Source organism: Tepidicaulis sp. (assembly GCF_965222285.1).
Classification (GTDB): Bacteria; Pseudomonadota; Alphaproteobacteria; order Parvibaculales; family Parvibaculaceae; genus Tepidicaulis.
Window position 1 is genome coordinate 994,089 of record NZ_OZ244942.1, and the last position, 12,964, is coordinate 1,007,052.

Below are 12,964 nucleotides of genomic sequence, written 5' to 3' on the forward strand. Positions count from 1 at the left end.
TACCTGTGGAACTCCGGATAATGTGAACGGGTGCCCTCGCGTCACGCTCCTATAGTGGCGCAAGAAAACCAAAGGGCGGAGGGGCGCATGGCGCTGAAAGACGAATTGGAAAAAATGAAGGATCTGGCGGGCAAACGGCTTCCCTCCGATGTCCTGTCGATGATGGAGCAGGCGACGAAGGATCTGGCGGCAACGGGCATTGCCGCGCGGGCGGCGGCCAAAGGAAAGGTCTTTCCCGGCATGACGCTCAAAAATGCGCTGGGCAAGCCCGTCAGCCTCGGCGCGCTTTATATGGAAACGCCGCTCATCGTGACCTTCTACCGGGGCGCCTGGTGCCCTTACTGCAATCTGGAGCTGCGGGCCTATCAGGCTATCCTGCCGGAGATCAAAGCGGCGGGCGGCCAGCTTGTCGCCGTGACGCCGGAACTGCCGGACGGCGCGCTCACCTCGGTGGAACGCCACGGGCTCGAATTCGAAGTGCTCTCCGATGAGGGCCTGGCGCTTGCCGGTGTCCTCGGTCTCACCTTCGAACTGCCGGCAAAGCTTGCCGCCATTTACGGCAAGATCGGCAACGACCTGCCGAAGCTGAACGGCACCGATGATTGGGTGCTGCCGGTGCCCGCGACTTACGTGGTCGGCACGGACGGGCGCATCGCGCTTGCCAATGTCGAGGTCGATTACCGCGACCGGATGGAGCCGCGCACGGCGCTGAAAGCCTTGAAGGAAACCATCACTCAGGCTGCGTGAAGCGCAGGCAAGAGGGTAAGAGAAAGGGGCCAGACGGCCCCTTTTGTTTGCGTGTTTTGGGCGGGCAGCTTAGGCCAGCACCGGCTCCGGCCCGACGCTTGCCTTCACTTCTTCTAAGAGCTTGCGGTTGTCATGCTGCCAGGGGTGGAAATCGGCCTTGAAATAATCGAGCCATTCCCGCCCGAGGCCGCGCAGGATGCCGTCCTTGCCGAGGAGAAACGAAAGCCCGCTGCGCCAGATTTTCATGCGCTGCCAGAAGCTGTAGCCGTCGCGCTTCAGCATATGATTGATGTTGCGCACCGTGTCGCCGATGAAATTCACCGTGATGAGCAGCATGGTGATACGCCGCTCCTTCACCGTGCCGCCTGCCAGTTTCAGCACATCGAAGGCGACGGCTTTATGTTCCGTTTCCTCGATCGCGTGCCAGCGCCAGAGCGCCTTCATGGCCGGGTCCGCGCCTTCCAGCCATTTCGGATTGGAGAGCGTGCCGTTTGCCATGATCGCGGTGTAATGCTCATAGGCGACGGTCGCATAAAGATGCGAGATGACGGGAAGATGGGCATAGGCCCAGTCGCGCCGCTTGACGATGGGCTGTTCCATGTAGTCGAGATCGTAGCCGCGCAGTTCGCAGAGCCGTTCGTTATATTTGCGGTGCTCGCGGCTATGGATCGCTTCCTGGCCGAGAAAGCCTTTCACGTCTTCCAGCAAGGCCGGATCGCTGACCTGATCGCGGAAGGCCTTCACCGCATCCATGAAGGATTTTTCGCCGACGGGGAACATCATGGAAAGCGCGTTGAAGAAAGCGGTCTTGAACGGATCGCCGCTGTGCCAATTGGCCGCGAGCGCCGTTTCCAAATCGAATTCATAATTGCGCGGTTTGATGTCGACCATGCCGGGTGCCGGAGCGGCTTCGGGCTGGGGGGCATCTTGCGCGGTTTCGGCGGTGGTCATCGTCATCCTCCAGACTGACGTAGGGTCGTCCACATATTATGTTTACTGACATTAATGTCAATACCGATCAGATTCCCTTGAAATCCGGGAATTTTTGAACCTCTTTCCCAAAGCAGGCGTAGAGAGGGCAGGATGATCCGAGACATATCCGCCCCAAGCACGAGCAGGAGAACTCGATGAAATATGCATCGCTCGACGATTTCATGAATGCGGTGGAAGCGCGCGATCCCCATCAGCGCGAATTCCTGCAAGCGGTGAAAGAGGTGATGGATAGCGTCTGGCCCTTTGTCGAAGAGGTGCCGCATTATGCCGAACAGGGCCTGCTCGACCGGCTGGTGGAGCCGGAGCGTGTCATTCAGTTCCGCATTCCCTGGACGGATGATGAGGGCATCGTGCGGGTGAATCGCGGCTGGCGCGTGCAGCACAATTCCGCGCTCGGCCCTTACAAGGGCGGCATGCGTTTCAAGCCGGACCTAACGCTTTCCGTGCTCAAGTTCCTTGCCTTCGAGCAGACGTTCAAAAACGCGCTGACCACGCTGCCGCTCGGTGGCGGCAAGGGCGGAGCGGATTTCGATCCCAAGGGCAAGAGCGAAGGCGAGGTGATGCGCTTTTGCCAGTCGCTCGTTCTGGAACTGAGCCGGCATGTGGGGCCCCATACGGATGTGCCGGCGGGCGACATCGGCGTCGGCGAGCGGGAAATCGGTTTCATGGCCGGGATGGCGCGCAAGATCACGAATAGTGCCGAGGCGGTTTTCACCGGCAAGAATCTCAGCTTCGGCGGCAGCCATCTGCGCAAACAGGCAACGGGTTACGGCGTGATTTATTTCACCGAAAGAATGCTCGCCCGGCGCGGCGAAGGCCTGGAAGGCAAGAGCATCGCCATTTCAGGGGCGGGCAATGTCGCCCAGCATGCGATCGAAAAGGCGATGCAATATGGCGCGCGTGTGGTGACGGCATCGGATTCCTCCGGCGCGGTTTTCGATCCTGCAGGTTTCGATGAGGAAAAATTCGCCGCCCTTCAGCAGATCAAGAATGTTGAGCGCGGCTCGCTTGAAACCTATGCGGAAAAATTCGGCCTTACCTTCGAAAAGGGCAAACATCCCTGGGGTGCCAAGGCGGAGATCGCCATGCCCTGCGCCACGCAGAACGAGTTGATGGAAAAAGATGCCAAGACGCTGGCCGAGAACGGCACGCGCTACGTGGTGGAAGGGGCGAACATGCCCGTCTCGGCGGATGCGCTGGAAGTCTTCAAAGACGCCGGTGTCTGCTTTGCCCCCGGCAAGGCGGCGAATGCGGGCGGGGTTGCGGTTTCCGGCCTTGAAATGTCGCAAGGCGCCATGGGCCTGCGCTGGCCGCGCGAGGAGGTGGAGCAGCGCCTGCAAAACATTATGTGCGAGATCGAGGAAAGCTGCGCCGTTTACGGCGTGAAGAACGGCGACTGCGTGAACTATGTGGACGGGGCGAATGTCGTGGGCTTTACCCGCGTCGCCGATGCGATGCTCGCGCAAGGGGTGACGTAAGCGCGGGGAGGGGAGGCCTTACGCCTGTTCTTTCCACTCCCCCAGCAGCTTTTCCTTGTCGGTCTGGGCGGAGGCGGCGATGAAATCGAAAACCGCGCGCACCGGCGCCGTATCGCGCAGGTCCGGGTGGGCAAGCATCCAGATATCCGTCGCGCTGAAGAGCTTGTCGGGCGCGATGCGGATGAGATCGTCATAAGTATCGCCGATCAGCGTGGTGAGCACCGAAATGCCGAGCCCCGCGCGCACGGCATGCACCTGATCGGCGACGGAGGAAAAGCGTAAGGCGGTGGGCGCGCTGCGCGTGACATGGTCGGACCAGTGCGCGAGTTCCTGTTCCGCCGCGCCCCCGGCAAAGCCGATCATCGTATGTTTTGCCCATTCCTCGCGCTTGGCGGGCAGCCCGTGCTGGGCGGCATAGTCGCGCGAGGCATAAAAGGCGACGCCGCAGCGGGCGATCTTTTTGCCCACCAGATTTTCCTGCCCCGGCCCGTAAAGCCTTATGACGATATCCGCCTCGCGCCGGCGCACGCTGGCCGGCCAGGTGTCGGTGACGAATTCCAGTTCGATATGCGGGTACTGGTCGCGGAAGGCGGCCATATGCGGCATCAGCCAATAACCGGCAAGGGTCGCGGCGGTGGAAATGCGCACGATGCCTTTGGGCGCGCCGTCCGCCGCGCTTGCCGCCCGCTCCGCGCGCAAGGCCGCCGAGGCCATATCATCGACTTCCGCTTTCAGCCGCTCGCCCGCCGGGGTGAGCGAATAGCCGTCCGCATCGCGCACGAAAAGCTTCGTGCCGAGGCTGCGCTCAAGCTCCGTGACATGGCGGCCCACCGTTGCGTGGCTCAGTTTCAGCCGCCGTCCGGCCGCCGAATAAGAGCGCACATCGGCAACGGCAAGAAAGGTGCGGAAGAGATTCCAGTCGGCCATATTCTGTTCATCAGCGGTGATTTGGTGTTCAATTATGCACGAAGATGGGGTGTGCCCTCGCGGAAATCAAGGAAAAGAGAAACCGCGGCCTCAGGCCCGTGCAAAAGCTGACCTAAGGGAAGGGCCTTACTCAGCCATAGGCCCTGGCCCGGCGATCTGGTAGAACAGAAACACCGCAATTGACCGGCCAAAAAATGGCCGCAGAAGAAAACGGACGGGAGAAAACACGTGATCAAAACACGCTTCACGGAACTCTTCGGAGTGGAAGCTCCGATCGTGCAAGGCGGCATGCAATGGGTCGGCCGCGCCGATCTTGTCGCCGCCGTTGCCAATGCCGGCGCGCTCGGCTTCATTACGGCGCTGACCCAGCCGACGCCGGAAGACCTGAGCAAGGAAATCGCCCGCTGCAAGGAAATGACGGACAAGCCCTTCGGCGTGAACCTGACGATCCTGCCCGCGCTCAAACCGCCCCCTTACGCCGAATACCGTCAGGCGATCATCGAGGCGGGCGTGAAGATCGTGGAAACCGCAGGCTATAAGCCCCAGGAACATGTCGATCATTTCAAAGAGCACGGCATTAAGGTCATTCACAAATGCACCGCCGTGCGCCACGCGCTCTCGGCTGAGCGGATGGGCGTCGATGCGATTTCCATCGACGGCTTCGAATGCGCGGGCCATCCGGGCGAGGATGACATTCCCGGCCTCATTCTGATCCCGGCCGCTGCCGATAAGGTGAAAATCCCGATGATCGCCTCGGGCGGTTTCGGCGATGCGCGCGGCCTCGTTGCCGCGCTCGCGCTCGGCGCGGAAGGCATCAACATGGGCACGCGTTTCATGTGCACCAAGGAAAGCCCGATCCATCAGAAGGTGAAAGAGCAGATCGTCGCCAATGACGAACGCGCCACGGACCTCATCTTCCGCACGCTGCACAACACGGCCCGCGTCGCCAAAAACGCCGTCAGCCAGGAAGTCGTCGCCATCGAGAAGAAGGGCGGGGCGAAGATCGAAGACATCGCCCATCTCGTCTCCGGCCAGCGCGGCAAGGTGGTCTATGAGGAAGGCGATCCCGATTACGGCATTTGGTCGGCCGGCATGATCCAGGGCCTCATCCACGACATTCCTTCTTGCCAGGAACTGGTGAGCCGGATCGTCAGCGAAGCCGAAGAGCTGATGGCAAGCCGCTTGTCGCGCATGCTGGGCGGCAAAGCGGCGGCGGCAGCCGAATAAGGCCTGTTTTCGCAGATATAATTCGACCGGACGGCCCCCCTTATTGCGGGGGCCGTTTGCGTTCCGCTAGGCTGGTTGCCATAAAAAGAAATGGGGAGAGGAACCATGGCCTACCGGCATATCGAGGTGAAGGCGAACGAAACCGGCTTCGGGGCGGAGATTAAAGGGCTCGACCTTTCCGCGCCGCTTGCCCCGCAAACCCTGGAAGAGGTGAAAAGCGCCTGGGCGGAGCATGGTGTTGTCTTCTTCCCCGATCAGCCGCTAGAGCTTGACGCGTTGGAGCGGTTCACCGAGGAGATCGGCCCTTTCGGCCATGACCCGTTCATCAAGCCCATGGCGGATCACCCCCATGTGCTGGAGCTGCGCCGCGAGCCCGATGAAAAGGCGACGAATTTTGGCGCGGGCTGGCATTCCGATTGGAGTTTTCAGGAAACCCCGCCGGCTGCGACGCTGCTCCATTCCAAGGTCGTGCCGCCCAAAGGCGGCGACACGCTTTATGCCGATTGCGCTCGCGCCTATGAAGCGCTTTCTCCTGCGATGAAAAAGCTGCTTGCGCCGCTCAATGCCGTGCACAGCGCCATTCTGCCCTATTCCAAGAAAGGCATCTTCGCGCAGGAAAAAGAAGAGCGCACGATGCAGATCATCACGTCGGACGAGGCGGAGAAGACGCAGAGCCATCCCCTTGTGCGCACCCATCCCGTGACGGGCCGCAAGGCGCTTTATGTCAGCCCCGTCTATACGGTCGGCATTGAAGGCATGAGCAATGAGGAAAGCCAGTGGCTCCTCGGCGGGCTTTACCAGCACATGACGAAGCCGGAATTCATCTACCGCCATAAATGGCGCGAGAACATGCTGGTCATGTGGGACAACCGCTCGACACTGCATTTTGCCGAAGGCGGCTATGACGGCTATTTGCGCGTCATGCACCGCACGACCGTGGCGGGCGAAAAACCGGTTTAGGCGGTAAGCACCAGGACGATGAGCCCTGCGACAATAAGCAGAGTGCCCGTCACTTCCTGCCGGTTGCTCTTTTCCTTGAAGATGAACCAGGAGGCGGCAAAGGTGAAAACAAGCTCGATCTGCCCGAGCGCTTTCACGTAAGCAGCATTTTCCAGCGTCATGGCCGAAAACCAGCCGATGGAGCCGAGCGCCCCGGCAAGCCCGGTGAGCGCGCCCCATTTCCAGTTGCGTAGCGCCGCGGCAAGCTGTCCCCGCTCGCGCCAGAAAAGCCAGCCCGTCATGATCAGCGTTTGAATACCGAGCACATAGCAAAGCGTGATGGCGGCGGGCACCGCAAAGCCTTCCATCCCGAGTGAGAGGGAAGCGGCGCGGTAGGAGACGGAGGCAACGCCGAAGGCCGCCCCGCAGGCAAGGCCGGTGAGCGCAACTTTTTCCTTGAAGGAGCGCAGTACTCGCCCAAACGAAATGGAGCTATGCCCGAGCGAGAGAAAGAGAACCCCTGCCATGCTGATGAGAATGGCAAGCCCCGCGCCGGGCGTAATGGCATCCCCCAGCACCACGAAACCGATCAGCGCGGTTTGTACCGTTTCGGTTTTCGAATAGGCGGTGCCGACGGCAAAGACCCGGTACTGAAAAAGCGAGACGAGAAAAAACGTGCCGAGTATTTGCCCGATGCCGCCGACAAGCCCGTAGATGAAAAAGGAAAGGCCGGGCGCGGGCAGGGCGCTTTGCGAGCTTTGCAGCAGGACCCAGAGGTAAAGCGCGGCGATGGGCAGCCCGTAAAGAAAACGCACATAGGTCGCACCGCCGACGCTGAGCGCGCCGGTGAGGTGCTTTTGCAGAACCGAGCGCAGATTCTGCATGAAAGCAGCCGCAACCGTGATGGGGATCCAAAGCGGCAAGGGAAACGTCCTTGATGCGGGAAAGAGGTTTCCCTAGTCGGTGAGCGCGCCGTAAACGAGCTGCTGGAATTGCGGGCGCAGCGGATAGGCCCGGGAGGGCATGAGCTGGGTCATGAAAATCCCGATCAGTTCTTCATCCGGGTCGATCCAAAAATAAGTCGAGGCAAGCCCGCCCCAGCTATAAGAACCCGGCGAGACCGGCATCGCCGCTTCCGCCATATCCATGATGATGGAAAAGCCGAGGCCGAAACCCGCCCCGTCCATGCCCGTCTCGGAGAAGGCGGACTGGTCCATGTCCTTCATGCTTTGCCCGCCGGGCAGATGGTTGAGGGTCATGAAGTCGATCGTCTTGGGCGAAGCGATGCGCACCCCGTCGAGCTCACCGCCATTGAGCAACATCTGGCAGAAGCGGAAATAATCGGTGGCGGTGGAGACGAGCCCGCCGCCGCCGGAGAGGAATTTTTGCGGACGCGCATAGGTGCTGGTCTTGTCCGCCGGATCGGCAAGGCGCACTTCCTTCGTCTTCGGGTCTTTTTCGTAATTGGCGGCAAAGCGGGCGAGCTTTTCCTCGGGCACCGAAAAGCCCGTGTCATGCATGCCGAGCGGATCGAAAATCCGTTCTTTCAAAAAGACATCGAGCGGTTTGCCGGAAATCACTTCCACAAGCCGGCCGCACACATCCGTCGACATGGAATAGTTCCAGTGCTCGCCGGGTGAAAAGAGAAGGGGAATATCGGCGATCTTTTCCACCATTTCTTCCAGTGTGATGCCGTCCGTTGCAGCGCCCGCAAGCCCGGCTTTGCGGTACAGCGCATCCACCGGATGGGCATACATGAAGCCGTAGGTGAGCCCGGATGTGTGGGTAAGAAGATCGCGGATCGTCATGGCCCGTTTCAACGGCTTCGTCGTGAAGCTCTCCCGGTCGCCTTCATCGAAAACGCGCAGCCGCTCGAAGGCGGGCAGGTACCGCGCCACTTCATGGGTGATCTGAAAGCGGCCCTCCTCATGCAGCAGCATCAGGGCAAGGCTGGTGATCGGCTTCGTCATCGAATAGATGCGGAAGATCGTGTCTTTTTCCACCGGCGTGCCGTTTTCCCGGTCGCGCAGACCCACCGTTTCGAAATGGGCGATCTTGCCTTGCCGGGCTATGAGGGTGGAGAAACCGGAAAACTTTTGCCGGTCCACATAATGTTTGAAGAAGGCGGGAATGCGCGCCAGCCGCTCGCTCGAAAGTCCGAGTTCTTCCGGCGTCGTGAATTCTCCTGCATGCGTCATCGCATCCTCCCTCTTTGTTTCTTTAGCCCTTAGCGGGCCTCATTGTCATTGGGCCGGAAGGGAATGCGCGGCGCCAAAAGCCGCATCAGTTCCTGCGTATCGCGGGCGCTGGCCGCGATGATGCGCGTGCCGCATTCAAGATCGACGGCATCCCATCCTTGCGGGGTCTTTTCCAGGCGGAAGCTCGGCTGGGCATAGCCGCAGCGGAAGAGATAGGCTTCCGGTTCTCCGGTCGCGTCGGGCTCGAAAAAGACATCGAAGATCGTGCCCGCCACGGCCTCTTTCAGCCGCACCTGGTCGTGATTCGTAATGCGTTCCGCGGGAAACCGGACAACCGATCCCATCTGCTCCTCCCGTTTGGGCAAGCTTAGCGTGTTCCCCGGCGCGGTTCACCCCCTTATGGAGGCCTAGTTGCGGCCCATGCTTACTGGCGAAAAGCCTCCGTCACCGCGCCCAGCCATTTCTTGACGTTTTTCGACTGTTCACCCGGCGAACGGCCATGGCGCACGAAAACCATGTCGAGATCGGGGACGATCAGCGTGAACTGCCCTTCAAAGCCATTGGCCGAGAAACTTCCCGGCCCGCCCATGCCGAGCCACCAATGGGCGCCGTAAGGCCCTTCTTCCTCGAAAGCTTTCGGGGTCTGCGCGGTGGGGGTGCGGGCATAATCCACCCAGCCCTCGGGCAGCACCTGCCGGCCGTCCCAAGCGCCGCCGCGCAAGTAAAGCAGGCCGAATTTGGCAAAATCCCGCGCTTCGGCGTAGCAGAAAGACGAACCGATAAAGGTGCCCGCCGCATCGAATTTCGGCATGACGTTTTTCATGCCGATGACATCGAACAGCTCCTTGCGCATGAAGGCTTCGAATTCGGCGCCTTTTTTGCCCGCCGCCTCCGCCGCGCAGCGCGCCACGATATTGCTGGTGCCGCTGGAGTAAGACCAGAAGTGATCCGGCGCATAAGCGGCAGGAAAAGAAGCGGCGAAACGCGCCACGTCGTCCTTGCCGCTGCCCCAGAGCATTTCGATCACATCTGAAGGGTTATCCGGCTCATAATCTTCACGGAAGGCAAGCCCGCTCGACATGCGCAAAAGCTGATCGAGCGTAATGGCGGCGCGCGGATCGCCCTCCGGCCATTCCGGCGCTTTCACCGGCTCGTGAATATCGACCTTGCCTTCCCGCACCAGAATGCCGATCAGCGCCTGGGTAATGCTTTTCGCCATGGACCAGGATTTATAAGTGTCATGCGGCCCGAACCCTTCGGCATATTTCTCGAAGATCAGCTTGCCGCCTTGAACGGCAAGAAAAGCATGGGTCTCGCCGAGATCGTCCGGCTGGGAGAAGGCTTTGGCGACCAGCTCGTCGAATCCCTTCCGGTCCATCTGGCGCGGCATCTCGCCGAGCGGCCAGGTTTCGGTCGGCCAAGGCGTACCTTCCGGCTGCCGGGGCAGGGCAGGTAAAGGAAGATCGGGGGTGATAAGCCGGTCGTGAGATGTCATGAAACTGAACCTTGCGCTTGATCCCGTGTTTGCTGACTGGTCAGCAAGACTGATATTGCTAGGATAAGCATAACAGGAAAGCAAAGGGAGGCCATGCCGGTGCCGAAAACCAAGCCGATGCCGAAAATCACCATCGATGGCTCGAAATTCAGAGACGAAAAAGGGCGGATGGTGATTCTGCGGGGCGTCAATCTCGGCGGCGACTGCAAGGTTCCCTTTCCCGATGGCGGCACGCACCGGCCGACGGATTTTTCCGATCACCGCACCGTTTCCTTCACCGGCCGGCCTTTTCCGCTGGAGGAGGCGGATGAGCATTTCTCCCGCCTGAAAGCTTGGGGCTTTAATTGCCTGCGTCTGCTGACGACCTGGGAAGCAGTGGAGCATGAAGGGCCGGGCAAATACGACACCGCCTATCTCGATTATTATACCGAGCTTTGCCGGCTGGCCGGTGATTATGAGTTCTATGTCTTTGTGGATTTTCACCAGGACGTCTGGAGCCGGATGACAGGCGGGGACGGCGCGCCGGGCTGGCTCTTTGAAAAAGTCGGCCTCGATTTCACGAAGTTCCACGAGGCGGGCGCCGCCCATGTCATGCAATACAAGTATGACTATGCGCGCGGCGGTCGGCAGGAAGAAAACTACCCGACCATGACCTGGTCGCAGAATTACCGCCTGCCCGCGAACGGCATCATGTGGACGCTGTTCTTTGCCGGGCGCGACTTTACGCCGGACTTTATGATCGAAGGCCAGAACGTTCAGGACTATATGCAGTCGCATTATCTGGGCGCGATGCGCGAGGTCGCGCGCCGCCTTGCGGACATGCCTCATGTCATGGGCTTCGATACGCTGAACGAGCCGGGCACCGGCTTTATCGGCGAGCCCGTGAGCTACCGCCATACCGGCCCGAGCGAGGTCAATCCGCGGATCGCCGCGCCCGGTCCTGCCTGGTCCGTGCTCGATTGCCTGGCCGTGGCGCGCGGGGTGACGCGCTCCATTCCGCAGCTTGAGTTTTCGCTCGAGGAAATGAAATCCGTCGTCACCCATGAGAAAACGGAAAACCCGAACGGAGTTTCCATCTGGCTCGAAGGTCAGGGCTGCCCCTTCGAGGCGGCGGGCGTTTACAGCTTGGAGGGCGGCGAGCTTAAAGTCGCCGATGAAGATTATTTCCGCAAAGTGAAGGGCACACCCGTCACCGTCGAAGACACTTATATGGCGCCTTTCTTCAAGAAGGTGGCCGAAACCGTGCAATCGATCCGCGAAGACTGGCTGGTCTTTGCCGAGCTCGATCCTTTCACCGGGCTTCTCGGCGGCGCCTTTCCGGAAGAAACGCCGGAAGGCACGGTCAATGCCTCGCACTGGTATGACATCGTCACGCTTTCTTCCAAGACCTTCATGTATCCGACCTCCGTCAATCCTTTTTCCGGCAAGGTGCTGGAAGGGCGCGAGGCGATCGAAGAACATTACGCCAAGCAGCTGTCGCGCATTCGCGACACCGCCCGCACCTTAAACGGCGGCAAAGGCGCGCCGACGCTGATCGGCGAATGCGGCATTCCTTTCGATCTCGATGGCGGGGCAGCTTATGAGGCGTTCCGCGCAGGGGACCATTCCCAAAAGCCGTGGGAAAAGCACATCATGGCGCTCGACTTTCTTTATAACGCGCTCGATGCGCTGCATCTTTCCTCGGCGCAGTGGAACTATACCGCCTCCAACAGCAACGATCTGGCGGTGGGCGATGGCTGGAACCAGGAAGACCTGTCGATCTGGAGCCGCGATCAGCAGGTGGACAGCCAGAACATCCATTCGGGCGGGCGGGCGCTGCACGGTTTCGTGCGCCCTTATGCCAAGGCCATTGCCGGCACGCTGCAGGAGATTTCTTTCGAGCGGGAAAGCCGCCACTTCGAGATGACCTATGAGGCGGCGGGCAATGAGGCGACGGAGGTTTTCCTACCTGCCGTGCAATATCCCGAAGGCGCGAACCTGACCGTGGATGGGGGCGAGGCGACCTATAATGGTCACACGCAAATGCTGGCTATCACGGCGCTGAAAGACGGGCCGGTGACGATCACCATCACCCCGCGCTGAGGCTTCAGGCGGCAGCGGCGATCTGTTTCGCCATTTCGTGCAAGGGTGCGGCATAGCGGGTGGCCGCTTCCTGCTCGCTCATGGCGCTGTCGTAAAACCGCAAAGTGATCGCGGCAAGAACGGCATCGCCTTTCATGATCGGCACGGCAATACCGTTCGCCGTTTCCCCCGGCACCGTCGCCATGGTGGCATAACCTTTGGCATGAATTTCCGAGATCAGCCGGGCGATGAAATTCTTGTCCTTCGCTTCCCGGTCCGCCGCATGGCCCGATTGGCGCAGGAGACGCAGCAGCACGTCGCGCTCGTCTTTCGGGCAATAAGCAAGATAGGCGCGCCCGAGCGCCGCCTGCAAAACGGGAATGCGGTTCGGGCGCTTGACATCCGCGTCATAGCTGAAAGGGCTGAGCCCTTGCGTGCCGTAATGCACATGCATGCGCGCGCCTTCGAGCGTCGCAATTGCCACAGGCCATTTATGGATGCGGGTAAAGGCATCCATGTAGGGCCGGGCCACTTCCACCACATGATGGTCGAAACGGAAGCCGCGCGCGAGCTGTAGCACTTCCTGCGTCAGCCTGTAGCCGTGGCGGCGGGACAATTGCTCCACATAGCCCGCCGCGATCAGCGTTTGCAGAAGGCGCACCAGGGTCGGCTTGGGGAGGCCCGTGCGCTCATGCAGAAAGGCGAGGGAGGCCGGGTTCTTTTCATTCAGGACACGCAATATATCGAGCGCCCGCAGAACTGGCTGCACCGCGCTCTCGCCGGTCTGGAGCGCTGGCGCGGTGTCCGAGGCCGGCTGGGCGGCGGTTTGAAAAGCCTTGTTCTGTGCGGGTTTCGGCATGGGTGCGATTCTCAAATTCCGTGTTGCGGAATTCTGCCAC

Annotated in this window: 12 protein-coding genes; 5 read left to right on the top strand and 7 right to left on the bottom strand. The window is 60.5% G+C overall.

The features are described from left to right. Positions 1 to 87: 87 nt before the first annotated feature. On the top strand, positions 88 to 747 hold the full coding sequence (locus ACOQOT_RS04665) for a peroxiredoxin-like family protein (RefSeq protein WP_420561212.1): 660 nt from the start codon (positions 88 to 90) through the stop codon (positions 745 to 747). A gap of 69 nt (positions 748 to 816) precedes the next feature. On the opposite strand, the gene ACOQOT_RS04670 is transcribed toward ACOQOT_RS04665, so the two are convergent. Continuing rightward, positions 817 to 1,698 carry a metal-dependent hydrolase gene (locus ACOQOT_RS04670; protein WP_420561213.1) on the bottom strand — a complete coding sequence of 294 codons (882 nt, stop codon included), beginning with the start codon at positions 1,696 to 1,698 and terminating at the stop codon, positions 817 to 819. A gap of 176 nt (positions 1,699 to 1,874) precedes the next feature. On the opposite strand from ACOQOT_RS04670, the gene gdhA reads away from it, so the two are divergent. Further along, complete coding sequence (gene gdhA / locus ACOQOT_RS04675; protein ID WP_420561214.1) at positions 1,875 to 3,218, top strand: NADP-specific glutamate dehydrogenase; 1,344 nt, start codon at positions 1,875 to 1,877, stop codon at positions 3,216 to 3,218. 18 nt (positions 3,219 to 3,236) lie between these two features. Here the strand turns inward: gdhA and ACOQOT_RS04680 are convergent, their stop codons facing one another. Then, entirely contained in the window at positions 3,237 to 4,145 is a 909-nt protein-coding gene (locus tag ACOQOT_RS04680) for a LysR family transcriptional regulator (protein ID WP_420561215.1), read from the bottom strand. Positions 4,146 to 4,373: 228 nt separating this feature from the next. Between ACOQOT_RS04680 and ACOQOT_RS04685 the strand changes: the two genes are divergently transcribed. Next, positions 4,374 to 5,372, top strand: a complete 999-nt coding sequence (locus ACOQOT_RS04685; protein ID WP_420561216.1) for an NAD(P)H-dependent flavin oxidoreductase — start codon at positions 4,374 to 4,376, stop codon at positions 5,370 to 5,372. Positions 5,373 to 5,477: 105 nt separating this feature from the next. Then, complete coding sequence (locus tag ACOQOT_RS04690) at positions 5,478 to 6,332, top strand: TauD/TfdA dioxygenase family protein (RefSeq protein WP_420561217.1); 855 nt, start codon at positions 5,478 to 5,480, stop codon at positions 6,330 to 6,332. Here ACOQOT_RS04690 and ACOQOT_RS04695 read toward each other — a convergent pair. The 4 genes from ACOQOT_RS04695 to ACOQOT_RS04710 form a co-directional block, all read right to left on the bottom strand. Further along, a complete protein-coding gene (locus tag ACOQOT_RS04695) occupies positions 6,329 to 7,234 on the bottom strand; it encodes an EamA family transporter (RefSeq protein WP_420561218.1) in 906 nt (301 codons plus the stop codon). The genes ACOQOT_RS04690 and ACOQOT_RS04695 overlap by 4 nt on opposite strands. 33 nt (positions 7,235 to 7,267) lie before the next feature. Next, entirely contained in the window at positions 7,268 to 8,509 is a 1,242-nt protein-coding gene (locus tag ACOQOT_RS04700; protein ID WP_420561219.1) for a serine hydrolase domain-containing protein, read from the bottom strand. Positions 8,510 to 8,538: 29 nt separating this feature from the next. Further along, positions 8,539 to 8,853, bottom strand: coding sequence for a hypothetical protein (locus ACOQOT_RS04705; protein WP_420561220.1), 315 nt, complete (start codon positions 8,851 to 8,853; stop codon positions 8,539 to 8,541). A gap of 80 nt (positions 8,854 to 8,933) precedes the next feature. Next, positions 8,934 to 10,004, bottom strand: a complete 1,071-nt coding sequence (locus ACOQOT_RS04710; protein ID WP_420561221.1) for a serine hydrolase domain-containing protein — start codon at positions 10,002 to 10,004, stop codon at positions 8,934 to 8,936. A 93-nt stretch (positions 10,005 to 10,097) separates the two neighbouring features. On the opposite strand from ACOQOT_RS04710, the gene ACOQOT_RS04715 reads away from it, so the two are divergent. Beyond that, positions 10,098 to 12,086 carry a cellulase family glycosylhydrolase gene (locus ACOQOT_RS04715; protein WP_420561222.1) on the top strand — a complete coding sequence of 663 codons (1,989 nt, stop codon included), beginning with the start codon at positions 10,098 to 10,100 and terminating at the stop codon, positions 12,084 to 12,086. Between the two features lie 4 nt (positions 12,087 to 12,090). Here the strand turns inward: ACOQOT_RS04715 and ACOQOT_RS04720 are convergent, their stop codons facing one another. Beyond that, positions 12,091 to 12,924, bottom strand: coding sequence for a helix-turn-helix domain-containing protein (locus ACOQOT_RS04720; protein ID WP_420561223.1), 834 nt, complete (start codon positions 12,922 to 12,924; stop codon positions 12,091 to 12,093). Positions 12,925 to 12,964: the final 40 nt, after the last annotated feature.